This is a genomic window from Streptomyces sp. NPDC048461 (genome assembly GCF_055587105.1).
The window spans coordinates 88509-114631 of sequence record NZ_JBVJGW010000013.1 but is presented as its reverse complement, the minus strand read 5'-3'; the positions used below and the strand labels follow the sequence as shown (position 1 = coordinate 114631).

The 26123-nt window shown below is 74.3% G+C and carries 11 protein-coding genes and 1 riboswitch; of the genes, 3 read left to right on the top strand and 8 right to left on the bottom strand.

Annotated elements, in window-relative coordinates; all coding sequences use genetic code 11:
* Window positions 1-110: 110 nt before the first annotated feature.
* The 8 genes from ACZ6S8_RS23010 to ACZ6S8_RS22975 form a co-directional block, all read right to left on the bottom strand.
* On the bottom strand, window positions 111-3377 hold the full coding sequence (locus ACZ6S8_RS23010; RefSeq protein WP_469458534.1) for an amino acid adenylation domain-containing protein: 3267 nt from the start codon (window positions 3375-3377) through the stop codon (window positions 111-113).
* Window positions 3374-9073: an amino acid adenylation domain-containing protein gene (locus tag ACZ6S8_RS23005; protein WP_469458532.1), complete on the bottom strand. Its 5700-nt coding sequence runs from the start codon at window positions 9071-9073 to the stop codon at window positions 3374-3376. The genes ACZ6S8_RS23010 and ACZ6S8_RS23005 overlap by 4 nt, the downstream gene beginning before the upstream one ends.
* Before the next feature lie 277 nt (window positions 9074-9350).
* The gene (locus tag ACZ6S8_RS23000; protein WP_469458530.1) at window positions 9351-12506 is read right to left on the bottom strand and encodes a non-ribosomal peptide synthetase; all 3156 of its coding nucleotides are present in this window, start codon (window positions 12504-12506) and stop codon (window positions 9351-9353) included.
* 828 nt (window positions 12507-13334) lie between these two features.
* Window positions 13335-14204 (bottom strand): ECF transporter S component, encoded by an 870-nt coding sequence (locus ACZ6S8_RS22995; RefSeq protein WP_469458529.1) that lies wholly within the window; start codon window positions 14202-14204, stop codon window positions 13335-13337.
* Entirely contained in the window at window positions 14201-15880 is a 1680-nt protein-coding gene (locus ACZ6S8_RS22990; RefSeq protein ID WP_469458526.1) for an ABC transporter ATP-binding protein, read from the bottom strand. The genes ACZ6S8_RS22995 and ACZ6S8_RS22990 overlap by 4 nt, the downstream gene beginning before the upstream one ends.
* Window positions 15877-17064, bottom strand: coding sequence for an energy-coupling factor transporter transmembrane component T (locus tag ACZ6S8_RS22985; protein WP_469458524.1), 1188 nt, complete (start codon window positions 17062-17064; stop codon window positions 15877-15879). Before ACZ6S8_RS22985 ends, ACZ6S8_RS22990 begins: the two co-directional genes overlap by 4 nt.
* Window positions 17065-17068: 4 nt before the next feature.
* Window positions 17069-18001 carry a hypothetical protein gene (locus ACZ6S8_RS22980; protein ID WP_469458522.1) on the bottom strand — a complete coding sequence of 311 codons (933 nt, stop codon included), beginning with the start codon at window positions 17999-18001 and terminating at the stop codon, window positions 17069-17071.
* Window positions 17998-20781 carry a prenyltransferase/squalene oxidase repeat-containing protein gene (locus tag ACZ6S8_RS22975; protein ID WP_469458520.1) on the bottom strand — a complete coding sequence of 928 codons (2784 nt, stop codon included), beginning with the start codon at window positions 20779-20781 and terminating at the stop codon, window positions 17998-18000. The genes ACZ6S8_RS22980 and ACZ6S8_RS22975 overlap by 4 nt, the downstream gene beginning before the upstream one ends.
* Window positions 20782-21115: 334 nt before the next feature.
* A riboswitch (cobalamin riboswitch) is annotated at window positions 21116-21242 on the top strand.
* Window positions 21243-21368: 126 nt separating this feature from the next.
* Here ACZ6S8_RS22975 and ACZ6S8_RS22970 point away from each other — a divergent pair.
* From ACZ6S8_RS22970 to ACZ6S8_RS22960, 3 genes are all read left to right on the top strand, one after another.
* Window positions 21369-22781, top strand: a complete 1413-nt coding sequence (locus ACZ6S8_RS22970) for a prenyltransferase/squalene oxidase repeat-containing protein (protein WP_469458518.1) — start codon at window positions 21369-21371, stop codon at window positions 22779-22781.
* 375 nt (window positions 22782-23156) lie between these two features.
* Window positions 23157-23819 (top strand): deoxynucleoside kinase, encoded by a 663-nt coding sequence (locus tag ACZ6S8_RS22965; RefSeq protein WP_469458516.1) that lies wholly within the window; start codon window positions 23157-23159, stop codon window positions 23817-23819.
* Between the two features lie 96 nt (window positions 23820-23915).
* Window positions 23916-26006 carry a UvrD-helicase domain-containing protein gene (locus ACZ6S8_RS22960; protein ID WP_469458514.1) on the top strand — a complete coding sequence of 697 codons (2091 nt, stop codon included), beginning with the start codon at window positions 23916-23918 and terminating at the stop codon, window positions 26004-26006.
* Window positions 26007-26123 lie beyond the last annotated feature (117 nt).

Here is a 26123-nt window from a genome sequence, read left to right as displayed (position 1 = left end):
GGACGTCGGAGGTGGAGGCCGGGACGGGGCGCCCCGCTCCGCCGAGGAGTCCGGGCACGGCGGCTCGGACTCCTCGGCGGCGGCGGGACCGCCCCGAGCCGGACGCGGGGTCAGTCCAGCCGGTCGGCCGCCTGCTCCTCGCTGAGGGCATCGATCTCGGCGATCAGCAGTGCCTCGATCCGCGCCGCCAGGGCTGCGGGCGTGGGGCTCTCGAAGACGTCGCGGATCGACACGTCGAGGCCGACACCGGCCCGGATGCGGGCGGCGACCCGGGTGACCAGGAGCGAGTCCCCGCCGAGGGCGAGGAAGTCGTCCAGGACGCCGACCCTCGGTACGCCGAGGACCTCCTGCCAGAGGTCGACCACCAGCGCCTCGGCATCGGTACGGGGCGCCAGGTACCCGGTGGCGGCGCCCGCCGGGTCCGGGTCCGGCAGAGCCGCGGTGTCGAGCTTGCCGTTCACGGTGAGGGGGAGGGTGTCGAGCAGCACCACGGCGTCCGGCACCATGAACGCCGGCAGCAGGCGGGCGAGGTGCTCGCGCAGCTCGCCCGCCTGCGGCGGGGCGGCGGCGGACTGCGCTTCCGCGGCCGGCCGCAGGACGGCGTAGGCGATCAGCCGGCGGCCGTCGCGGACCTGCACGGCCGCCCGGCCGACCGCGGGGTGGGCGGTCAGGGCAGCCTCGATCTCGGCGGGATCGATCCGGTATCCGCGGATCTTCACCTGGTCGTCGGCGCGGCCGAGGAACTCCAGCTGCCCGTCGGCGCGCCACCGGGCGCGGTCGCCGGTGCGGTACATCCGGCCGTCCGGGGTGTCGGCGAACGGATCCGGGAGGAAGGCCTCCGCCGTGAGCTCGGGCCGGGCCAGGTAGCCCCGCGCCAGGCCGGCGCCGCCGATGTACAGCTCCCCCTCGGAGCCTGCGGGCAGCAGGCTGCCGCGCTCGTCCAGGAGGTAGAGCCGCACCCCGGGCAGCGGACGGCCGAGCGGCGGGCGCTGCCCGGCCGCGGGCCCTCCGGCGGTGCGGCCCGCGGTCCCGCCGGCGAGCTCGCCCGCGGTGACGATGACGGTGGCCTCGGTCGGGCCGTAGGTGTTGACCAGCCGGACGGTGTCGCCGTGCCGCTCCCGCCACCGGGCGAGGGAGTCGGCCCGCGCCTCGGAACCGCCGAGGACCACCAGGCGCAGCGCCGGCGGCCACGGGGTCCGGTCCCCGAGCGAGACCAGTTCCTGCCAGTACGCGGTCGGCAGGTCGAGCACGGTGACGGACCGCCCGGCGTCGGTGCGCAGCAGGTCGGGCAGCATCCGGCCGCCGCCGGGCAGCAGCACGACGCAGGCGCCCGCGGTGAGGGCGGGCCAGATCTCCTCGGCGTGGGTGTCGAAGCCGAGGGAGGCGAACTGGACGATCCGGTCGCCCGGCCGGAGCCCGTAGCCCTGCGGACCGGCCATCCACCCGACGCGCTCGGCCAGGGCGGCGTGTTCGACGGCGACGCCCTTGGGAGTGCCGGTGGAACCCGAGGTGTAGAGGACGTACGCCAGGCCGCCCGGGTCGGTACCGGGCAGCGGGGCCCCCGCGGGATCCGGGGTCCCGGACGCGATGCCCGCGGCTCCGGCCCGCCCGGCCCCGGTGCCCGGATCGCCTACGGCCAGCACCGGGACCCCCAGGTCCGGACGTTCGCCTCCGGTGAGCAGCAGCACGGCGTCCGATTCGTCGAGCATCAGCCGCCGGCGTTCGGCCGGGTGCGCGGGGTCGAGGGGCAGGTAGCCGGCGCCGGCCTTCCAGATCGCCAGCAGGGCCGTGACCAGCTCGACGGACGGCTCGATCCGGACGCCCACCGTGCGGCCGGCGACCGGACCCAGCCGACGGGCCAGTTCGTCCGACGCCAGGTCGAGTTCGGCGTAGGTGAGGATGCTGCCCGCGCATTCGACGGCGGGTGCGTCGGGACGGGCGGCGACCTGGTCGGCGAAGCCGCGCAGGATCGGACGGACGTCCTCGGCGACGGGTCCGGCGCCCAGGGCGAGCAGCGCGGCGTGCTCCTCGCCGGACAGCAGCCAGTCACCGTGCAGGGGGACCTCCACGTCCGCGACGGCCCGGGCGAGCAGGTCGCGGATCCGGCGCGCCAGGGCCTCGACCGTGGCGCGCTCGAAGAGCTCCCGGTCGAAGCAGAACGAGAGCGTCATCCCGCCGTCCGGGGTGCGCCAGCTGTCGAGCAGCAGATCGGTCTTGGCCCGGTCGAAACCGGAGTCCATGCTCGCCGTCCGGACGCCTGCGGGCAGCGCGTCCCGCTCGTCCCCGCCGGCCAGGTCGTACTGGCTCTGGTGGACGAACACCGCCTGGTAGAGCGGGCCGACGCCGGGCAGCACGGGCAGGCCCAGCGCGGCGGCCACCCGCTCGACCGGGACGTCCTGATGGCTCAGCGCGGCCATCGTGGCCGAGCGCACCCGGCGCAGCACGGTGCGGAAGTCGGGCTCGCCGGTGAGGTCCGCACGGATGACCCCGGTGCGGGAGAAGTAGCCGAGCAGGTCCTCGTGGGCGGTCTCGTTGCGGCCGGCCAGCGGGGTGCCGACCGCGAAGTCCCGGCTGCCGCTCCAGCGGGACAGCACGCTCTGATAGGCGGCGAGCAGCACCATGAACGGGGTGCAGCGCTGCTCGCGGGCCAGCCCGTCCAGTCCGGCGACGAGGTCGGGGCCGAGGGGGAGGTCGGCGAAGCCGGCCGGATGGACGGGCTCGGCGGGCCTGGGGTGGTCCAGCGGCATCCGCAGGGGGCTGATCCCGGTCAGCCGGCCGGTCCAGTACCGGACCGCCTCCTCGGCGGCGCCGCCGTCCAGCCGGGCCCGTTCGGCGAGCGCGAAGTCACCGAACTGGAGCTTCAGCTCCGGCAGTTCGGCCGGGGCCTCGCCGGTCTCCTCGCGGTACAGCGCGAGCAGCTCGCGCCAGAGCACGGTGAACGACCAGCCGTCGGAGACGATGTGGTGCACCACCACGCCCAGGGCGTGCTCGTGCTCGCCGGCGCTGACCAGGACGGCCCGCAACGGCGGGCGCTCGCCCAGGTCGAAGGGGGCGTTGACGTAGGGGGCGCAGGCCGCGGTGAAGGACTCCTCCGCGGCGTCCGGTATCGCGACCAGGACGAGTTCGACGTCCCGTACGGGCTCGACGAGCTGGACGGGCTGCTCGCCTTCCAGGGCGAACCGGGTGCGCAGGACCCGGTGGCGCGCGGTGAGCCGGGTCAGGGCCGCGCTCAGGGCCCGCGGGTCGATCGGACCGCTCCAGCGCCGGTTCAGGTACATGTTGAACCCGCTGTCCTCGGGGTTCAGTTGCTGGAGGAACCAGAGGCGGCGCTGCTCGTCGGTCAGCGGATGGCGGGCGATCGAGGTCGGGGAGGTCATGTGCTCATCTCGCTTTTCGCGCGGGCCTGCAGGGTCTCCAGGCCGATCAGGTCGTCGGACTCGGCGTCCGGGACGTCCCGGTCGAAGCGGGCCAGGACGGGAATGCAGAGGCTGATCAGGACCAGTGCGGCCATGGCGAGGCCGAACACCAGGTAGAGCAGGCCGATGCCGCGGCCGTCGCCGGTGCCGATCAGCGCTCCGACGCTGGAGGCCAGCGCGCCGCCCTCGTCCATCAGGGGCTGGAGCAGTTGGGGGCCGAGCGGGGCGACCAGGGCGAAGCCGATCGGCAGGGTGGACCAGGCGACCATGGTGTTCACCGCGATCACCCGGCCGTGGAAGCGCATCGGCACCTTGGTCTGGACGACCGTCGCGTAGATGCCGTTGAGCAGGGCCAGCCCGTAGGTCATGCCGAACGCGCCGACGGCGACCACGGTCACCGAGGGCCGCAGGCCGGTGACGACGCAGGCGGCGGCGAGGCCGAGGGTGGCGAACAGGACGCCGCGCAGGCGCATCCGGCGCGGGCCTCCCCACACCAGCAGGGTGAGTCCGCCGAGGACGGCGCCGAGACCGGCCGCGGTGGAGACCCAGCCGGCCGCCGCGGTCGAGGAGAAGGAGAGCACCAGCGGGGTGACGAGCAGGAAGAGCGGGGAGAGGAAGATGTTCAGCACCGCGAACCAGAACAGCATGGCCCTGAAGTGGCGGCTGCCGAGCGCCCGTCGGAAACCGGCCCGGATCTCGGCGGCGACGCTCTCGCGGCGCGTGGCGGCCATCGCGTCGGGGAAACGCACGGCCAGGGTGACGCCGGTGGCGAGCAGGTAGCTGACGACGTCGAAGACCAGGATGCCGCCGAGGCCGATCACGTGCAGGATGCCGACCGCGATCAGCGGGACGAGGAACTGGGCGAGGCCGAACGCCATCTGGACCACGCCGTTGGCACGGCCGAGGTAGCGCTTGGGCACCAGCTGCGGCACCGCCGAACCCCAGGCGACGCGCTGGAAGGCGAGCGCGGCGGAGAGCAGGGAGATCATCACGTAGCAGTGCCAGGTCTCCAGCGAGCCGCTGAGGTAGAGCACCAGCAGGGCCGCCTGGGTCAGGCCGGCCGCGACGTCGCCCCACAGCATCACCCGGCGTCGGTCGCCGCGGTCGACGATGGCGCCGGCCAGCGGGGCGACCACGATGCCGGGTACGAGGCCGAAGGCGGCGAGCAGGCCGAGTTGGAACAGCGAGCCGGTCTGCAGGTAGACCCAGATCGGCAGGGCGAATTCGGTGAGCGCCGAGCCGATCATCGAGAGCTGCTGGCCGGTGGCGACGGCCAGGAAACGGCCCATCGTCGGGCGGACGGGGCCGCGCCCGCGGGCCTTCCGGGACTTCCCCGGCGCCCCGGCCCGCTCCGGCTCCTCCGGCTGCCCGGATTCCGGCCCGTGGCCGGTCTCGGGCCGCGGCCCTGCGGCCGGCTCCGGGCCGGCGGCGTCGCGGGACAGGCCGGCCAGCCACCAGGTGGCGTCGGCGGTGCGTTCGTGGCGCGCCTCCTCGCCGGCGGCGATCGAACGGTGCACCCCGGTCAGGATGTCGGCCAGCTCCGCGGCGCGGTACTTGAGGTAGAAGTGCCCGGCCTCGTCCAGGACCACCACGGCGGCGGTCCCGGTGATCCGGTGCCACTCGCGGAACCGCTCCTCGTAGAACTCGGTCGCCGGGTCGCGGTCGCCGCAGACGGCGATCACCGGCGCCGTGATGGCGCCGCCCTCGCTCTCGTACAGCTCGCCGAAGTAGCGCTCGGCGCCCTTGGTGCCGACCCGGCGGTTGTGCACGATGAGCCGCAGCTGGTCCTCGTCGACCTCGTCCACGTCCAGGCCCGCCGCGGCCAGGGCGTTGATCATGCCCTGGTCGCTGCGCAGGCGGGCTGCCAGCTCGGCGAAGCGCTCGGCCAGCGCGGCGCCGCGGCCCTTCGGCCGGGCGAACGGGAAGATGCCTCCGAGGTGGACGGCGTCGATCTTCCGGCCGGCCGCCTCCACCCGGCGGGCGATCTCCACGGTCAGCCGGACTCCGACCCCGCAGTGCCCGTACAGCACCAGCGGTCCGGCGACGTGGGCGACGATCTCCTCGGCGCAGAGCCGGGCGACCTCGTCGATGTCCATCGCCTCCTCGCCCAGCTCGTGGCCCGGGACGGCGATGGAGTGCAGGGCCCAGTCCGCCGGCATGGCGTCGGCGAGCGGCTTGTAGATCAGCGCGCTGCCGCCGCCGTAGGGGGCGCAGACCACGCTGGCGGCCACCGTGCGGCGCTCGGGCGTGAGCCGGTGCAGCAGCCGGCGCGGGCCGCGGTCGGCCTCGGGAGTGGCCACCAGCGCGGCGAGCCGGCGGACCGTCGGGTACTTGAAGAGGTCCATCACGCCGACCGGGGTGGCCAGGTCGGGGAAGGCCCGGCGCATCCGGGCGACCACCTGGGTGGCGAGCAGGGAATGACCGCCGAGCTCGAAGAAGTCGTCCAGGGCGCCGACCCGGGGGAGGTCCAGGAGGTCTGCCCACATGGCGGCGATCACCTGCTCGGTGCCGTCCTCCGGCTCGACGTGGGCGCCGGCGGCCGGGCCGTCCTCGGGCGCGGGCAGCGCCTTGCGGTCGACCTTGCCGTGGGCGAGCAGCGGCATCCGCTCCAGCACCACGTAGCGGGCCGGGACCATGTAGTCCGGCAGGATCTCGCCCAGGGCGGCGCGCAGGTCGGCGGCGGCGGGCGGTTCGCCGCCGGCGGGGCGTTCCAGGTAGGCGACGAGGTTCTGCCGGACGCCCTCGCCGCGGGCGAGGACCACCGCCTGGGTGACGCCGGGCAGGGCGGTCAGGGCGGCCTCGATCTCGCCGGGCTCGACCCGGTAGCCGCGGACCTTGATCTGGTCGTCGCCGCGGCCGAGGTACTCCAGGGCTCCGTCGGCGCGCCAGCGCGCCAGGTCGCCGGTGCGGTACATCCGCGGGCCGCCGGCCCCCGGGGCCCCCGGGCCGGCGCCGGCCGGGCCGGCCGCGGAGGCCTCCGTGTCGGCCGGGGACGACTCCGCGTCGGCCGGGGACGACTCCGCGCCGGCCGGGTCGGCGTACGGGTCGGGCAGGAACCGTTCGGTGGTGAGGTCCGGCCGCCCGAGGTAGCCGCGGGCCAGCCGGTCCCCGCCCACGTACAACTCCCCGGTGACGCCCGGCGGCACGGGGTTGCGGGCCTCGTCGAGGACGTAGCAGCGCCCGCCGGCCAGCGGACTGCCGATCGGGGTGTTGCCCGGCGCGTCCACGCCGTCGGCGGTGACCTCGTGGACGGTGATCCCCACCGTGGCCTCGGTCGGCCCGTAGTGGTTGAACACCGCGCACCGGCCCAGCGCGGCGATGCCCGCCGCCCAGGACCAGCTGCTGGCCTCGCCGCCGAGGACCAGCGCTCGGCGCGGCAGCAGTTGCTCGACCGGGGCGTCGGCGGTCAGCGCGGCCAGGTGGGAGGGCGTCATCTTCAGGTAGTCGATGCCGGCCCGCTCGATCTCCGCGGCCAGTTCCACGCCCGCGATCCGGCGCGGCAGCAGGTGGACCCGGCCGCCGGTCGTCAGCGCCAGGTAGAGCATGGTGATGCTGAAGTCGAAGGAGAGCGACTGCAACAGCCCGAAGGAGGCCCCGGGCTCGATCCGCAGCCGCTCGCGGGCGCCCGCGAGGTAGTTGAGGACCTGGCGGTGCTGCACCGCGACGCCCTTGGGGGTACCGGTGGAGCCCGAGGTGTAGATCACGTACGCCAGGTGGTCCGCGCCGGAGACCTCTTCCAGCGGTGTCCCGTTCCCCTCGGCCGCGTCGTCGTCGTCGCCGTCGCCGTCGCCGGTCAGCAGGTCGGCCGCCGGGTGGTCGCCGAATCGCGGTCGCAGCACGGTGTCGGTGATCAGGACCTTGGCCCCGGCGTCGGCGACCAGGTGGGCGAGCCGGGCCGGGGGCTGCTCGGGGTCGAGCGGCAGGTAGCCGCCGCCGGCCTTGAGCACGGCGACCAGCGCGACCGCCAGCTCGGCGGACTGTTCCAGGCAGACGGCCACCCGGTCGTCCGCACCCACGCCCAGCGCCCGCAGGCGCCGGGCCATGGCGTTGGCGCGCCGGTCGAGTTCGCCGTACGACAGCGTGCGGTCCTGGAAGACCAGCGCCGGCGCCCCGGGCGTCCGGGCCGCCGTCAGGGCCAGCGCCCGGGTGAGCGTGGCGGGACCCCCTTCCGGCAGCGCGGGACCGGTGGCCCAGGTCTTCAGTACGGCCGTCCGCTCGGCCGCGCCGAGCAGCGGGAGCCGGTCGACCGGCAGCTCGGGGTCGGCGACGCCGGCCGCGGTCAGCAGCCGGAACCGCTCGGCGAGGCCCTCTACGGTGGCGGCGTCGAAGAGGTCGGTGCGGTAGGTGAGCAGTCCGTAGAGGCCGCCGTCCGGCTCCTCGCGCATGTAGAGGGCGAGGTCGGCGTGGGTGGTGGTCGCCTCGTAGCCGAAGCCCTCGGAGTCGAGGCCCGCGGTGGGGGTGGCTGCGGGGTCGCCGTAGTTCTGGAAGGCGAAGGTGGTCTGGAACACGGCGGCGCGGCTGACGTCGCGCTCCACGGCGAGATCGCTGACCATCTGCTCGAACGGCACCTCCTGGTGCGCGTACGCGTCGAGCGTCGTCTCGCGGACCCGGCTGATCAGCCGGCCGAATCCGAGGTCGGCGGAGAGCCGGGCGCGGATCGGCAGCATGTTCACGAACGCGCCGACGACGCCTTCGAGTTCGCGGTGGAGGCGGCCGGCGACAGCGGAGCCGACGGCGAAGTCCCGCTGGCCGGTGTGCCGGCTCAGCAGGGCCTGGAACGCGGCCATCAGCACCATGTACGTGGAGGCGCCGTAGGCCTGCGCCGTCTCGCCGATCCGGCGGGAGAGCTCGGGGCTCCAGCGGAACTCGGTCGCGGCCCCGTCGAAGGTGAACAGCGGCGGGCGGGGGCGGTCGGTGGGCAGCTCCAGGGCCGGCACGCCGTCGAGTTCGCCGCGCCAGTGCTCCCGCGAGGCGGCGAGCTGTCCGTTCTCCAGGCGGTCCCGCTGCCAGACCGCGTAGTCCCCGAACTGGACCTCCAGCGGCGGAAGTTCACCGGGGGCGCCGTGTGCGTGGTGGGCGTAGCGGAGGTCGAGCTCGCGGTTGAGGAGGTCGATCGACCAGCCGTCGCAGACGATGTGGTGCATCACCAGGGCGAGGACGTGATCGTCCTCGGCGATCCGCACCACCAGGGCGCGAAGGAGCGGGCCGGCCTGCAGGTCGAAGGGTACGGCGATCAGCGCGCCGAGTTCGGCGGCGGCGCGCGCCTGCGGATCCGGGTCCGCACTGGCGTCCAGGTGCCGGGCGGCGAACGGTGCGGGTGCGGCGACCTGGACCTCGGCGGTGCCGGCCTCGGTGGTGCGGAAGGTCATCCGCAGGCTCTCGTGCCGGGCCACCAGGTCGGTCAGCGCGGCGTCCAGCGCGGCGCGGTCGAAGGGGCCGCGGAGCCGGCGGGCCGGCGCCAGCGTGTAGGCCGTGGAGCCGGGAGCGAGCTGGTCCATGAACCAGAGCCGTTCCTGGCCGCTGGAGAGCGGCGGTGCGGTGTCCGCCGGGCGGGGGTCCACCACCCGGGCGGGGGCGGCGGCGCCGCGCAGCCGCTGGCTGAGCAGGGCACGCTTGGCTGCGGACCAACCGGCGGGCAGGTCCTGGGTATCCGTCATCGGGTTCCTGTTCGGGCGTTCGGCGGGGGAAACGGGGGGTGCGGACGCGGCGGGGCCGGGCGCGGGCGAGTGGCCCGCGCCCCGGCGCGCCGGGCGGGGCCTAGGGGGTGTCGTCGGAGTCGTTTCGTACGCCCGGAGGGCGGGCCGTGCGGTGTCCGGTGCGTGCGCTCGCGAGGCGGAGGGTCGCCCGTGTACCGGATGTACACGGGCGATCCCGACAACGCGGCGAGCGTGCGTGCCGGGCGCCGCACGGCAGAAACGACTTTGACGACACCCCCTAGTGGCGCTCGCGGACGGCGGCGCCGATGCCGGCCGGGGTCGGTACGTCGAAGAAGAGGTCGAAGTCCAGCTCCACGCCCAGCGCGTCGCGGATCCGGGCAGCGATCTGGATCACCGTGAGCGAGTGGCCGCCGAGGTCGAACAGGTCGTCCTCGGGGCCGACGTCGGGCAGGTTCAGCACCTCGGCCCAGATCCGGCGGATCGTCGCGGTCGTCTCGTCGCCGGAGCCGGAGCCGGACGCTGATTCGGAGCCGGTGTGGGTGTCGGCGACCTGCGGAGCCGGAGCCTCGCGGGGCGGTACCGGCAGGGCCCGCCGATCCAGCTTGCCGTTGGGGGTGAGGGGCAGGCGCTCCACGGAGAGCCAGCGCTGCGGCACCATCGCGGCCGGCAGCGTGCGCATCAGGTGGTCGCGCAGGTCGCCGGGAGCGGGTGGGCGCGCGCCGGCGGCCGGGACGAGGTAGCCGGCCAGGAAGGGCTCTCCGTCCTCCCCTGTGCGGACGGCGACGGCGGCCTCGGCGAGGGCCGGGTGGTCCAGCAGGACGGACTCGATCTCGCCGAGTTCGATCCGGTGCCCGCGGATCTTGACCTGGTCGTCGATCCGGCCGAGGAAGTCGAGTTCGCCGTCGGCCGTCCAGACGGCGCGGTCGCCGGTGCGGTAGAGCCGGGTGTCGGGCGGGCCGAACGGGTTCGGTACGAAGCGCTCGGCGGTGAGTTCGGGCCGGCCGAGGTAGCCGTGGGCGACGCCGTCCCCGCCGATCAGCAGCTCTCCGGGAATGCCGAGCGGGGTGGGGTTCAGCTGCTCGTCGACGACGTAGGTTCGGGTGTTGGCGATCGGGCGGCCGATCCTGACCTGGGTGGGTTCGGCGGTGAGTTCGCTGCAGGTGGACCAGATGGTGGTCTCGGTGGGCCCGTACACATTGAACAGCCGGGCGGTGCGCGCGCGCAGTGCGCGGGCGAGCGGCAGCGGGAGCGCCTCGCCGCCGGCCAGGCCGGTCACGGAGCTGAGGGCGTCGGAGCCGGTCCCTGCCGTGAGCATCACGCGCCACCCGGACGGGGTGGCCTGGACGTGCGTGACGCCCTCGGCGCCGATCAGGGCGAGCAGGCCGGGGCCGTCGACGGCGAGGCCGTCCGGAGCCAGGACCAGACGGCCGCCGGTGATCAGCGGCAGGTACAGCTCCAGCGCGGAGATGTCGAACGAGAGCGAGGTCAGGCCGAGCCAGGCGTGCCGGGGCCCGGAGCCGAGCCGGTCGGCGAAGGAGCTGAGCAGGTTGACCAGCGCCCGGTGGCCGACCGTGACGCCCTTGGGGCGGCCCGTGGAGCCGGAGGTGTACAGGACGTACGCCACGTCCTCCGGACCGGGGGCGGCGCCGGAGACGGCGGCGGCGGCCGGAGCCTGTGCCGACGGCGCCGGCAGCCGCAGGACCGCGGGGGCGGCGGCGGCGACCGCGGGCGAGGGCTCGCGGTCGGCGAGCACCAGGACGGCTCCGGAGTCGCGCAGGACGAGGGCGAGGCGCTCGGCCGGGTATCCGGGGTCCAGCGGCAGGTACGCCGCACCGGTGGCGAGGACGGCGAGCAGCGCGGCGGGCAGGTCGGCGGTGCGGTCGAGGTGGAGGGCGACGAGATCGCCGGGCCGGACCCCGCCGGCGCGCAGCGCCGCGGCCAACTGATTGACGCGGGTCAGCAGTTCGCGGTACCGCAGGTGGCGGCCGGCCGCGCTGACCGCGATGGCCTCGGGGGAGGCGGCGGCCTGGGCGCGGAACAGGTCGAGCACGGTCCGGTCGGCCGGATAGGGCCTGTCGGTCGCGTTGGGCGCGGTGGTGACGGCACGGAGTTCGGCGGCGTCCAGCAGCGGCAGGTCCACCAGCGGGGTGCCGGGCGTGGCGACCGCGCCCGCCAGCAGGGTGCCGTAGTGGCCGGCGATCCGGCGGGCGACGTCCGGGGCGATGACGGCCGGGTCGTACTGGAGGCTGAAGTCGATGCCGCCGCCCGGCGCGTCGGGCGTGTCGGGGGCTTCGACGATCTGGAGGTGGAGGGTGTTGCGGGCGGTGCGGTTGTACACGGCCCAGGCGATCCGGGCGCCGGTACCGGTGAACTCCGGGTCCGGGCCGCGCCGGCGGTAGCCGAGCGACACGGCGGTCAGGCCGACACGGGGGCCCAGTCCGGGGACGGCGGTGCCGAAGGGCACGCCGCGGAACGGGTATCCGGCCCGCAGCTCCGTCCGGACGGCGGCCGCGAAGGCGGCGAAGGTCCGCGACGCGTCGGCCGCAGGCGCGGAGACGGGCAGCTCGTTGACGAACAGCCCCACCTCCTGGCGGAGTTCGGGCGTACGGGTGGAGAGCGGGACGGACACCGGCACCGCTTCACCGCCGTAGCGGCGCAGCAACCCGTGCAGGGCCGCGAGCAGGAACTCGAAGACGGTGGTGCCGGTGAGAGCGGCCGCGGCGGCCAACTTGGTGACCCCGGAACCGTCGAGGCGCCACTCGACCGCCTCCCCGGCCCCGGCGACGGTCCTGGTCCGGGGTGCGCCCGGCAGTACCGGCTCGGTGGCGGCGGCCCAACGCGGCCCGTACCACTCGGCAGCCCTCCGCGCGGCACCCGGTTCCGCGCTCGGTGCGGCCTGAGCGGGCGGTGCAACCTGAGCGGCCTGAGCGGCCTGAGCGGCGGTCGCGGGCTGGGGCGCCGAGCCGTACGCGGCTGCGAGGTCCCGGACCAGGACGTCCTTGGAATTGCCGTCGAAGACCGAGTGGTGGGCGGTGACCAGCAGCTCGGCGCTGCCGTCGGCCCGCCTGAGCAGGGTGAAGCGGCTGAGCGGGCCGGTCGCCAGGACGAAGGGACGGGCCGCCTCCTCCTCCAGCCGCTTCTCCACGTCGGCCTCGTCCGAAGGTGCTTCGAGCTGCACCAGTTCGGGCCGCTGGTCCGCGGGCTCCTGCCAGACCTGCCCGTCGCGTTCCACCAGCCGTGCGGCGAGGGCCGGATGACGCCCGGTCACCGCGGCCACCGCGCGGGCCAGGGCCGCCGTGTCGATCCGGTCGAAGGAGATCCGCACCGGCATGTGGAACGCCTCGCGGGCCAGCCCCAGTCGATCGGTGAGCCAGACGCCCTGCTGGGCCGGCGAGGCCGTGGTGCGGTCGGATCGGGGGAGGACTTCGGACATCTGCAGCTCACTTAGGACGTCGGAGCAGAGTGGAGGAGCGGCACGGTGAACGTGCGGACGCGGCATGGGGCGCGGGGCTGCCGCCGAGCGTCGGAGCGTGGGTCGCCAACGGCGGGCTGCGGCAAGCGGAATCGGTGACGGTTTCGGCCACCGTGTGGGGTCCGGTCCACCCCCCGGAGGACCGGCCGACGGCCGTGAGCGGTCAGGACCGCCGGACACATCGGGGTCCCCGAGGCGTCCGGTAGCTCCGGCCCCCGCCCGATGTGAAGACAATTGGTCCAGACCTGTCGAGAGATTCGCACAACACCCACACACCGTCAAGGCCCGTCCGCGGCCCGGAATCAACCGTCATGTACACGTCGGGCCGAACGGACCTCCCTACGGAGGGTCGGAGGCCCGGTCAACTCTGACGATTCGTCAAGATCCGCACCGTCAAAGGCAGATCGCGTCCAGGAGGGTCGGGGTGCGGGCGGGGCACGCGGAGGAGGGTGCGGCGCGCCGAGAGCGTCAGCTGCTGCAAACAAGCCAATCGCGCGCCCTGTGCGGGGGCAGCGCCAATGCCCTTGGAGAGTGCCGCGCCCGGAGGTTCGGGATCGGGTCGGGAAGCCGCGTCACAGCCGCCGACCAGCCGCGCGGCGGCTCCGGGGCACGGGCAGGGGACGGACCGCGGCGAGGACCCGCGTCCGCCGGGCCGGAACGCCCCGGCAGCCCGCGCCCCGAGCGGAGCGTGCCCGCCCGTGCCGCATCCCTCCCCGATGGCGCCCGGGCCGTGGGCGTTTGCACGAGCATCGCCGTCAAGGTGGCCCGGGGCCGGTCGCCCCGGGCGCGCTAGCGCGCCCGCGGCTTCGCAGGCGCAGGCGCAGGCGCGGGTTCAGGCGCAGGTTCGGGTGCCGTCGGGGGTGTGGCGGGTGCGAAGCGGATCGGGGCCTGGAAGCGGGCCTTGCGGGCCGCGCGGCGGAAGACCGTCAGCACGGCCGGGCCGGCCAGGCAGATGCAGACGAAGTTGGTGACGGCCCGGCCGGTGTCCCAGCCCAGCGAGGTGGCCAGGTCGAAGGCGAGGTAGCGCTGGAACTGCTCGGTGAAGGGGAGGCCGGGGAGGTAGGCGATGGAGCTGTTGGGGTCGAGGGAGAACGGCCAGAAGGAGAGGTTCAGGAGGAATCCGAAGAGGTAGCCCGAGACCGAGCCGTACACGGCGAGCAGGGCCACCTCCCGGCGGCCGGTGGCCCGGGGGAGGAATCCCGCGAGCATGCCGACGAAGGCGCAGCCGAACATCTGGTACGGCATCCACGGCCCGACCCCGCCGGTGATCAGGGCGGAGGCGAAGAGCGAGGTGCAGCCGAGGGTGAAGCCGAACCCCGGGCCGTAGACCCGCCCGGCGAGGACGAGGATGAAGAACACCGTCTCGATGCCCGCCGTGCCCGCGCCCAGGGGGCGGACGGCGGCGTTGACGGCGGACAGGACGCCCAGCATGGCCAGGGCCTTGGAGTTGATGCCCCCTTCGGCGATCTCGGAGATGACCACGCAGAGCACGATGACGAGCAGGACGCCGAAGATCAGCGGTGGTGCGTAGTGCGAGCCGAACTTCCCGGGTGCGACGAGGAAGGGCCAGAAGAACGCGACGACGCCGAGGAAGGCGGCCATGGCGATGACGATGCCGGCCCGCACGTTGATCCGGATGGCGGCGGCGCGTGCGGTCATGAGTCCGGGTCCGTCTCGTCGTCGGGGAGGACGGCGGCCACCTGGGCGACCGTCAGGAAGGGCAGCGGGGCCAGGATCTTGGCCGTCTGGGGGGCGAAGACGGGCGAGGCGACGATGACTTCGGCGGTCGGGCCGTCGGCGACGACGTCTCCTTCGGCCATGACGACGACCCGGTCGGCGGCCCGGGCGACGAACTCGACGTCGTGGGTGGAGATCACGACGGTGCGGCCCTCCGCCGCGAGGTCGTCGACGATGCGGATCAGTTCGCTCTTCGCCCGGTAGTCGAGGCCTCGGGTCGGTTCGTCGAGGAGCAGGACGCGGGGGGCGGCGGCCAGCTGGATCGCCAGGACCAGCGCCAGCTTCTGCCCCTCGGAGAGGTCGCGCGGGTGCGTGGTGTCGGGGATGTCCGGCGTCAGCCGGTCCAGGATGGAGCGCGCCCGGATCCCGTCCGCCGCGACGCCCGACTCGGTGTCCGCCTGATCGAGTTCCTGCCGCACGGACTCCAGGTAGAGGAGGTCGGTCGGGGTCTGCGGGACCAGGCCGACCAGCTGCCGGGCGTCCGCCGCGGAAAGCTTCTGCGGATCCTTCGGCTTCGAGCCACTGGAGCCACTGGAGCCGCCGGAGCCGCCGGAGTCGACCGACACGGTGCCGGCCTTGCGGGGTCCGGAGCCCTGCAGGGCCCAGAGGAGGGAGGACTTGCCGGATCCGTTGCGGCCCATGAGTGCGGTGACCTCGCCACCCCGCAGGGCGAGGTCGACCTCGCGGACGGCCGGTACGCCGTGATAGGTGACGGTGATGCCGCGGGCCGTGAGGAGTTCCGGTCGGGCGGCGGCCCGGGCGGGCCGTACCGGCGGGGGAGCGGTGTCCGCGAGACGGGCGCGCAGCGGCGCGGCCGCCCGCCGGGCGTCACGGATCGAGAGCGGGAGGGGGGACCAGCCCGCGGCGCGGCCCAGTTCCACGATGGGCGGGGCGATGGACGAGGTACGGAAGATATCGGCGGGGGCGCCCGACACGACGAGGCCGTCACCCGGAAGGTGGATGACGCGGTCGGCGTACTGGACCACGCGCTCCAGGCGGTGTTCGGCCAGGAGCACCGTGACGCCGAGGTCGTGGACGAGGCGGGTGACGGCCGCGAGGACCTCCTCCGCGGCCGTCGGGTCCAGCGCGGAGGTGGGCTCGTCCAGCACGAGCACGCGGGGGTGCGCGGTGAGGACGGAACCGATGGCCACGCGCTGCTGCTGCCCGCCGGAGAGCTCGTGCAGCGCGCGGTGGCGCAGGTCGGCGAGGCCGAGGAGGTCGAGGGTCTCCTCGACGCGCTTGCGCATGGTCGCCGGAGGGACCGCCAACTGCTCCATCGCGTAGGCGAGTTCCTCCTCCACGGTGTCGGTGACGAACCCGTCGAGCGGATCCTGGCCCACCACGCCGACCACGTCGGCGAGTTCGCGCGGAGGATGGTCGGCGGTGTCCCGGCCGTCCACCAGGACCCGTCCGAAGAGGGTGCCGCCGGTGAAGTGCGGGACGAGGCCGTTGACGGCGCCGAGCAGCGTGGACTTGCCGACGCCGGTGTGACCGACGACCAGGCAGAGCTCGCCCTCCTCGACGGTCAGGTCCACGTCCCGCAGCACGGGTTCGGCCGCGTCGTCGTACTGGACGGTGACCTGGTCGAAAGTGATCACTTGGGTTCCTCGGTGCGCTGTACGGGGACGGCCGGCCGGGCGGGCGGGGCAGGGGGCGGAGCCAGGAATCCGGCGGTCCCGGCGAGCAGGATCGCGGCGGCGGGGACGAGCGGCAGCGTGGGCCAGCTCAGCGGGTAGATGGAGGGGTTGAGCTCGGCGGCGTTGAACCCCGCGTTGGTGAAGAGCAGGACGGCGGACAGGACCCCGCAGCCGGCGACGGCCCACTCGGCGAAGCGCCAGGGGTCGGGACGGTAGGTGGTCCGGGTGATCCGGCGCCCGCCGAGGCGCAGACCCGCGAAGCACAGCAGGGCGCCCGCGCCCATGGCGGGCAGGCCGAGCAGCTTCGGCGCGGTGGCGTCGAGGAGCCCGTACGCCCCGGCGCACAGGCCGCACATGCCGAGCAGCATGAGGGCGCCGGTGGCCCGCCGGGAGCGGCGGGTCGCGGTGCCGGCCCGGCCGTAGCCGCGCGAGTCCATGGCGGCCGCGAGCCGCAGGGAGCGTTCCAGGGCGTCCTCGAGGACGGGGACGATGATCCCGCGCAGGGCGCGCAGCCCCTTGGCGCGTCCGGCCCGCAGCCGCTTGGCCCGGTGCACGCGCTGGACGCTCTGGACGAGTTGCGGGGCGACGCTGATGGACACGGTGACCGCGACGCCCAGTTCGTACAGCGCGCCGGGCAGGATCCGCAGGGCCCGCTTGGGGTTGGCGAGGGTGTTGGCCGCGCCGATGCAGCACAGCATGCAGGCCAGCCGCAGCCCGTCGGTGGCCGCCGAGAGCAGCGCCTCCAGCGAGACCGGGCCGCCGAGCTGGATGCCCGCGTACCAGTCGGGGGTGGGAATGTGGGGCAGGGAGAAGAGGAAGTGGTCGCGGGGGGTGATGCCGGTCGCGAAGACCGCGCGGAACAGCACCCGGATCGCCACCACGGTCAGCGCCAGGTAGAGGTAGTACTTGAAGCCGCGGGCCCACGGGGCCTCGGTGCGGCGCATGGTGATGACGTAGCCGAGGACCGCGAGGACCAGGAACAGCAGCAGCGGGTTGTTGGTGCGGCTCACGGCGGTGGCCAGGGCGAGGGCCCAGACCCACCAGGCCACCGGGTGCAGGGTGCGGGGCAGACGGCGGCCGCCCGCGTCCGGCGCGGGGCCGGACGCGGGCGACCGGGCCGGCGCCGCGGCAGTGGTGCGTGACACGCGGCTACTCCGTACGGCGGCGGCGCTTGGCCGCGTACACGGCGGCGGCGCCGATGAGGAGCACCAGCGCCCCGGTGGCGACGGCGGGCAGGTACGAGCCCGCGTCGTGCTGCGCGTCGGCGGCGGGAGCCGCGTCGACGACCTGGGGGCCCGGAGCGGCCACCGCCGGTGCGCTGGACGGCGGGGGCGCGGCGGGCGAAGGCGAGGCGCTCTCGGACGGGCTCGCCGAGGGGGCGGGGCTCTCCGGCGCGGTCGGGGCGGGCGGTGGCGTCGTCGCGGCCGGGGGCGTCGCGGCGGGCGGCGGGTTCTCGGGCCGGGGGCCGGTGTTGACGCCGGGCGGCAGGGGAGCCGCCGTACGGGTGTCCTGGGGCGCGGGGCCACCGGTCGGCTCGGTGTTCTTGGCGCGCAGCTGGTCGGGGGTGACGGTGGGCTTGCCCTCGGTCCCCTCGATGTTCGTGCCGCCGAAGATCCACAGGTCGACGCTGCCGGGCCTGGGCTTGTAGAGCATGGCGCCCAGCTGGCTGTACTCCCACGTGTTCTGGCCCGGGTTCGCGTGCCAGTACGACCAGTACGCGGAGGCCGGCGGGGTCAGGACGCAGTCGTCCTGCTGCGCCGTGGGGTACTGCTTCCCGCCCTGGTGGCCGCTGTAGCCGATGCGGCAGATGAAGGCGGGGCCGTCGTGGCCGGTGCCCGTGGTGGCCCAGCCGCCCTGGTTGAGGAGCTCGTACCCCGTGGTGGGCGTCGAGCCGCAGGAGCGGTAGAGCGGACCGCCCCAGCGGCTGAAGTCGACGGCGAGCACGACCCCCGCGGAGGTGGTGCACCGGCCCATCGGCTGCGGGGCCGCCCCGGCCGGGGCCGCGGTGGCGGCGAACGCCGCCACCGTCAGCCCCAGTGCGGCGGCGGCCCGGGCCGGGACCCGCCCGCGCGTGCGGCTCATGCCCCGCTCCCGGTGTGCTCGCGGCGGCGCCTGGCGGCACGGGTGAGGCCCCAGCCGCCGAGCGTCAGCGCCAGGGCCGCGGCGGCGAGACCGCAGACCTGGGCGCCGGTGGAGGCGAGGCCGCCGCCCGGGGTGCTGCTGCCGCCGGAGGACCCGGCGCCACCCGCTTCCCCACCGGGGGTGACGATGACGGGCGAACCGGTGCCGCCGGCGGCCGAACCGGACGTGCTGGGGACGGGCTCCGGGGTGGTGCCGGCCAGGTCGCGGGTCAGGGTACCGAAGGAGACGCCGGTCGCCCCGCCGACCGCCTGGGCGGAGGCCCGTACGTCGGAACCGGGCTGGCCGTCCTTGGCGATGTTGAACCCGCCGTCGGCATTCTGCTGGCTCGCCAGGAACGCGCGGGCCCTGGCGATCTGGGCGCCGTACCGGGGAGCGTCCAGGGAGAGCCCCTGGACGGCGAGGGCGGCGGAGTTGACGGAGTTTCCGGAGGCGCCGGGGAACCCGCCGTCCGCCTTCTGCTGGGTCGCCAGCCAGGCGAGCGCCTTGTCCACCGCCGCCTGGGAGGCCGCGTCGGGCAGCAGGTCGACGGCCATCGCGGCCATGGCCGTGGAGTCGACCTCGGCGTCGCTGGGCTCGCCGATCAGGCTGACCCAGGCGCCCGAGGGGGCCTGGAGGCTCTTGAGGTAGGAGACCGGCTCGGCCGCGGCGGCCGTCTCGCCGGCCCGGATCTGTGCCATGACGCCGAGGGACTGGGAGAACACCGAGGTCGCGTACGTGTAGTTGCCCTTCGCCGCGCACTCCTGGCGCGTCGCGGTCTTGGCGGCGCAGGTGCCCTTGGCGAGGGCGGCGATCAGGTCCTGGCCGCCGAAGTCGCGGGGGTCCCGGCCCACGGCCTGCGCGAGGAGGGCCGCCTTGCCGAGGGAGCCGCCGCTCGCGTACTTGGTGCCGACGAGCGTCCAGTCGTTGATGCCCCGGCCCTTCCCGTCCTTGCCGCCCTTGTCGAAGAAGTCGACGATGTTGCGCAGGGTGGCGTTGTCCGTGCCGGTGGCGGCGAGGGAGTAGGCGCCGTCGATGGTCATGCCGTAGTCGGCGTGCCCGGTGCCCGCGCCGGCCTCGTAGTAGCGGCCCTGGACCAGACGGCCGGGGTGGGTGAGGTACGCCACGCCCTTCTTCAGGTCGGGCCCCGCACCGGCCGGGGGAGCGGTCGGCGGCTCGGAGGTGGGCGGGGTCGTCGGGGGCGTGGTCGGCGGAACGACCGGCTTGGCGGTCAGCGCGACGACATCGCTGCCCGCGGCTGCGATCGCGGCCGTGGCGGTCGGGAACAGGCGCGGATCCGTGTCGTCCTCGCCGAAGCCGAATCCGCCGGTCGGGAGCTGGTGCCTGGAGAGCCAGGAGATGCCGGCGTCGGCGAACGCCTCGTCGCCGAGGGCGCGCAGTGCCTGCGCCGCCCAGGCGGTGGCGGCCGGGCTGCCGGTCGTGTCGTAGCCGGTGGCGGGCCAGGCGCCGGTGGGCAGCTGGGTCTTCTTCAGCTGGGCGCGGGCCTTCTGGACGGCGTCCTCGTGGCCGCCGGCGACGGCCAGGGCCAGGGCGGTCAGAGCGGTGGCGGAGGCCTCGCTCTCGCACTTTTCGGGGGACCGGATCAGGATGCTCGTGAAGCCGCCGTCCTCGCACTGCAGGCCGGTCAGCCGGCTCACGGAGTGGGCGGGCGGCGTGACACCGCCGTTGACCAGGGCGATGACGGCCATGGCCTGGGTGTCGGCCTGACCGGTGGTGCGGAAATCACCCTTGGTCAGGCAGCCGTCGACGGTCTCCCCGTCGCCGATGTCACGCGGGCAGACGTACTTCACCAGGTCGCCGAGGAGGTCGTGGCCGCCGAACGCGCGCGGGTCCAGCCCGGTGGCCTCGGCGACGAGGGCGAGGCGCGCGGCGGCGGTGGCGTCGGGTATCGCGTCCTTGCCGGAGGGGTAGGCGTACGCATCGGTCTGCGCGGGCGCGGCGAGGAACTGCGCGGCCTTCTTCGCAGCCGGGCTCTTGCGGTCGGCGGCGGCCAGGGCGAACACGGCCTCGGTGGTGAGGAAGTGGTTCGCCGAGGTGGAGCCCTCGTCGACGACGCGCTCGCCGTCCGTCAGGTTCCCGGCGATCCAGCGCGTGGCGGCGGGCACGTCGACCGTGCCCGCGGGGACCGCGGGCGGGGTGGTGGGGACCGTCGGGTCGGGCGTGGTGATGCCGCGGATGTCGTCGGGCGTGAAGGAGGGCTTGCCCTTGCTGCCGCCGACGTCGGTCCCGCCGAAGACCCAGGCGTCCACGTCACCGGGCTTCGGGGTGCGCGCCATGGCGCCCAGCGGGCTGTACGTCCACTTCCGCTGACCGGGCGAGGCGATCCAGTACGACCAGTACGCGGTGGCCTGCGGCGTGAGGACGCAGTCCTCCTTGTCCGGCGTGGGGTACTGCGTACCGGAGTCCTTGCCGATGCGGCAGACGAAGGCGGGTCCGTCGTGGACGGTGCCCGTCGTGGTGAACCCGCCCGTGTGCAGCAGCTCGTACCCGGTGGTGGGGGTGGTGTCGCAGCCCCGCTCGACCTTGCCGCCGAACGGGCCGAAGTCCACGGCGACGACGGCGCCGGTGGTGGGGGTGCACTGCTCGACCGGGTCCGCGCTCGCGGAGACGGGGACCGTGAAGGAGACCACGCCCGTACCGAGCGTCAGGAAGGACGCGGTCACGAGGGAGAGGAACCGCCGTCTCGTCCCCGACTGCCGATTCGCCCGTTGTTCGGTCCCCACCGAGGCCCCCGTCTCTGCCGGGCGGCCGGGTGCGTGTCGATGTGCCCCGCACGGCTTGCTTCGCCGTGGGGAGGCTGGGACGACCGCACCGCAATCCGCGACGGCGCTCTTCGTACTGTGGCTCGGCCCCAGGCATTCCGGCTCACCCGGAACGGATCCGGGTCCACGGTTGCGGGTCAGCGCCGGAATTCGACCGGCTTCCCCTGGTGCTGAGCAGTTGTCAGCCGGAGTGCAACACGGATCCCGCCGACGCGTCAAGGTGGCACAAGTCTCAGCCGGCCGGGCCCCTATGGGGTGCGGTCGAGTCCCGGTCGGGGTGGCTGGCGGACACCCGGTCACTCGGGTAGCGTCCTGGGCTGCCACATGGGGGAATCCGGTGAGAAGCCGGAGCTGACGCGCAACGGTAGGGGACGGCGGGGGCCGTTCCGAGCCCGAATGCCCACACGGCGATGCAGTACAGGAAGCCGTATCACGCGTTCGGACAACGGCCCTGCGACCAGGCTCGATCCGTGCCGCGCCGTGCTGCGCCGCGGTGGGACGCGGCCTGTGCGGGAGCGGTCGGGGTCCGCCGATTCCAGGAGCAGGCCATGTCCCGTCCCCGTACCTCCCGCCGCCTCGCGCTCGTCCTGCCCGCGGCCCTGGGCGCGTTCGCGCTCACCGCGCTGCCCGCCTCCGCCACCTCGTCTCCCGCGCAGATCGCCACGTCCAAGACCAACGGTGTGGCCTATCTCAAGTCCCTTCAGGCGGCGGACGGTTCGTACGCCGGCTCGGGCCTGTCCAACGAATGGGCGTTCAGCACCTTCGCCGCGGCCGGCACCGCCGTCGTCGACGTCTACCCCGGCGGCGACACCACGAAGAACGCCCGCACCGTCTACCGGAACCTGCTGTCCACGGCGGGCTGGCCGTCGGGCGCCCCGGTGGTCACCGACTACGAGCGCGGCGCGCTGAACGCGTACGCCGCCGGCATCGACCCGGCGCGCGTGTCGGCCTCCCGGAACCTCGTCGCGCACATCTACGCGTACTGGCAGACCGCCGAGGCCGGATACTTCGGCCCGTCCGGCAACTTCAACGGGACCGTATTCGCGGCCCTCGCGCTGGGCGGCGCCAAGACGCAGGGCGGCGCCACGCGCGTCCCGCAGGCGCTCACCGACTCGATGGTCACGCGCATCCGCGCCAACCAGCACGTCGACGGCGGCTGGACCTACAGCAAGGCCGAGGGCAACCCCACGGCCCTGAACGCCCCCAGCGACGTCGACATGACCGGCTCCGCGATGGCCGCCCTGTGCGTCTCCGGCGTGCCGAACACCGACGCGGACGTGGTGCAGGCGAAGAACTTCCTCAAGGGCAAGCTGATCGCCGGCACCGGTGCCTTCAACTCCCTGTACGGGGTCAACACCAGTTCCAACGGATGGGGCGTCGCGGGCCTGAACGCCTGCGGCATCAATCCGCAGACCGGTGACTTCCTCACCACCAGCGGCAAGACCCCCGTCGACTTCATGATCGCCAACCAGTACAACCCGGCGGGCGGCTTCAAGTACCAGCCGGCCGACACGACCCCCTCCGCCTACTCCTCCATCGACGCCCTGCGCGGCGTCGTCGGCGGCGGCTTCACGACGGCGCCGCCGGTCCCGGTCACCCCCGGGGCCCCGCAGTGGGTCGCCCAGTCCACCTTCACCGCCGGCACCGCGACCAAGCTGGCCCTCACCGTCGACGACGGCGCCGGGAACCTGAAGGTCTGCTCGGTGGCCTTCACGCCCACCGGTACCACCATCACCCTCGGTGACGTCCTCAACGCCGCGACGGGCGGCGCCACGCCGTCGGGCTGTGTCACGAGCGTGACCCCGTCGTCGGGGACCGGCACCATCACCCACGTCAACGGCAAGGCCAACAGCGGCTCCAACACCTGGAAGGTCAGCGTCGACGGCTCCTCCTTCGCCGGCGCCGTCCGCAACAAGGTGATCAACGTGGGCGACACCATCGCCCTGCGCTGGGGCGTCTGATCCCCGTCCGGGTGCGGCCCCCGCTCACGGGGGACGCACCCGGCACCGGATGCCCGGCATCCGGCACCGGGCCCGGGTCCGGCATGTCCGCTCCGGGCGCCGGCGCCCTGGCCTGCGGGGGGCGCGTCGTGATTTATGCTTCAATCCGGCCGCGGAGCGATCGCTCGTCGCGGTACACGGCACCTGCGGCACGGTTCGTCCGGCCGGTCGCCGAGGAGCGCGGCGTGCGTCAGGATCTCGGTCCGGACGGGGACCGGAGGACGCTGATCGAGATGATCTTGGGGAATCGGGTGGCCGGCGGGGCGCGTCTCCATGGTGTGGGGTGTACAGCCCCCACCCACCCGTAGACAGAAGACCCCCAGGGAGAAGCGAGGTATGCCGGTGATCTGCGTCGGAGGCATGATCGGGATCGGCAAGACGAGCGTGGCCGAGCTGCTCGCCAAGGAGCTCGGCAGCGAGGTCTTCTACGAGAGCGTGGAAGACAACCCGATCCTCCCGCTCTTCTACACGGCGAGCCCCGAGGAGATCCAGGCCAAGCGCTACCCCTTCCTCCTCCAGCTGTACTTCCTGCAGACCCGGTTCGCCTCGATCAAGGAGGCGTACAAGCAGGGCGACAACGTCCTGGACCGGTCCATCTACGAGGACTGGTACTTCGCCAAGGTCAACCACGACCTGGGGCGGATCAGCTCCCTCGAGATGCGGGTGTACGAGGGGCTGCTCCACGAGATGATGCGAGAGATCGACGGCCTGCCCTACCGCAAGGCGCCGGATCTCATGGTCTACCTCAAGGCGGACTTCGAGACGGTGCTGCACCGCATCGGACTGCGCGGCCGCGACTTCGAGCAGGACGAGAGCCTCGTCGCGTACTACCGGACGCTGTGGTCCGGCTACGACGAGTGGGTGCACGAGCACTACTCGGCCAGTGAGGTCCTCGTGGTCGACATGAACCACACCGACGTGGTGAACAGCACCGAGGACGCCGCCCGGGTGGTGCGGCAGGTCAAGGACGCCCTGACGGAGGCCAGGCGCCGGGACTGAGACCGACCGCGGGACCCCCTCCGCCGGGGCCCTCGCCGCGCCGGTACGCGCCCTGCCGCTCCGGTGGCGTTGCGTCCTATGATCGCTACTCCGCGTATGAGGGGGCTGGCTATGGGGGCAGGCGGGGCGGCATCGCAGCGGGCGCAGGACGCTCGGCGGCAGGAGCGGTTACTCCGGGAGCACTGGCAGAGCGCCCGCCGGCAGGCCCGGCGGTGGGAGGCGGCCGGGGAGGCCGAGCAGAGCGTCCTCACCCAACTGCTGGTGCTGACGGCGCGCGGCTGGCGGTTGCTGGTCGACCGGCCGTGGCCCGGGCGACGGACCGCTCGCGCGGACATGCTGCTGGTCGGTCCCGGCGGCGTCTTCGTGGTCGCCGTCACGGCCGGCGGCGGCGAGCCGGGGGGTGGCGAGCCGGGCGGCGGGCGCGCGGCCGAGTTGCTCGCCGCCACGAAGGCCGCCGAGAGCGCGGTGGCATCCCTGGGCATGTCACCGGTCGCGGTCCAGCCGCTCCTGGTGTGCGCCGGGCAGCGCGTCGACGGAGACCTCGGGCGGATCCGGCTCCTGCGCGAGCACGAGCTGGGCCCCGAACTGCTGGCGCAGCGCCACAGGCTGCGGGTGGAGTCGGTCCGGGCGATCGCCGACCATCTGGAGCGGGTCTTCCCGGACCACGCGGGGGTGGCGCTCGACCAGCAGCAGCAGCAGCCGCCGCCGGCCTCGGAACACGACCGTCCCGGCGCCCCGGACGGGCTGTTCGACCTCGAAGGCCTGAGCGCCGCGGCCCTGCACGGCGCGAGGGAGGCGCCGATCGAGCAGTGGATGACCTTCCTCCACCCCGACCAGGTGGCCCTGGTGCGCCGCAACTGGTCGGGCCCGGCACGCATCAGCGGCCCGGCGGGGACCGGCAAGACGGTCGTCGCCCTGCACCGTGCGGCCTACCTGGCCCGGCGGACGACCGGCCGCATCCTGTACGTCACCTTCGCCAACAACCTGCCCCGGGTGCAGAGCACCTTCCTCAGGGCCATGGCCCCGGCCGCCGCCGACCGCGTGGACTTCCGCAGCCTCCACGCCTGGGCGCAGGAGTTCCTTCAGGAGCGCGGCATACCGGTGCGGCTGCACCGGGAGAAGGCCGAGACCGCCTTCAGCCTCGCCTGGACCCACGTCGGCCGCGCGAGCCCGCTCGCCGAACTCGACCCGGTCCCCACGTACTGGCACGAGGAGATCGACTACGTCATCAAGGGGCGGGGACTCACCCGCTTCGAGGACTACGCGACCGTCCCCAGGCGGCGCAGGAAGGCGCGGCTCCACCGCACGCACCGGCAGTCGGTGTGGGAGCTGTACGAGGCGTACGAATCGCTGCGCGGCGAGCGCGGCGTCCACGACTTCAACGACGTGCTCTCCCTCGCCCTTGCCGAAGCCTCACGCCGGCCCGGGCCGCCCCCGTTCGCGGCCGTCATCGTCGACGAGGTCCAGGACCTCACGCTCGTCGGCGTGCGCCTCCTGCACGCGCTCGTCGGTGACGCCCCCAACGGCCTGCTGCTCGTCGGCGACGGCCAGCAGACCGTGTACCCGGGCGGCTTCCGCCTCACCGACGCCGACATCGACATCCGCGGCGACCGCGGGCAGGTACTGCGGACCAACTACCGCAACAGCAAGCAGATCCTCGACGCGGCCCTGACCGTCGTGGCCGACGACGCCTTCGAGGACCTCGACGGCGTGCGCACGCCGGGCCGCCGCGACGTCGACCTCACCTACCACGAGGGGGACGTCGTACGCGTCACCAGGCCCACGGCGGACGCCCACGACCGGGACCTCCTCGACGCCCTGCGCTCCCTGCCCGACGGCGCGCTCGCCGACACCGCCGTGCTGTGCCCGTCCCTGCGCGCCATCGGCCACTACCAGCGGCTGCTCACCCAAGCGGGCATCGCCGTCTGCCAGTTGGAGCACTACGACGGCCGTGCCGTGGACGCGGTGAAGCTGGGCACCTATCGCCGGGCCAAGGGGCTGGAGTTCAAGAACGTCTTCCTGCCCCGGCACGACGCGGCGCTGCCGCACGGGACGCAGACCGGCCCGGCGGGCGGTACGGAAACGACGGAGACGGCCCGGGAGCGCGAGGAACTGCGGCGCAGCCGGCTCTTCGTGGCGATGACCCGGGCCCGCGACCTGCTCTGGCTCGGCAGCGTCACCGGGTAGTGCCCCGGTCCGCGCCGTTCACGGCCCCGGGCCGGGCGCCGGGAGGTCCGCTGCCGGGGTGCGGCGCGTCCTGGTTGGCCTGCCGGCGCTTGCCCAGAATCGGTCGGGCGGAGTCAT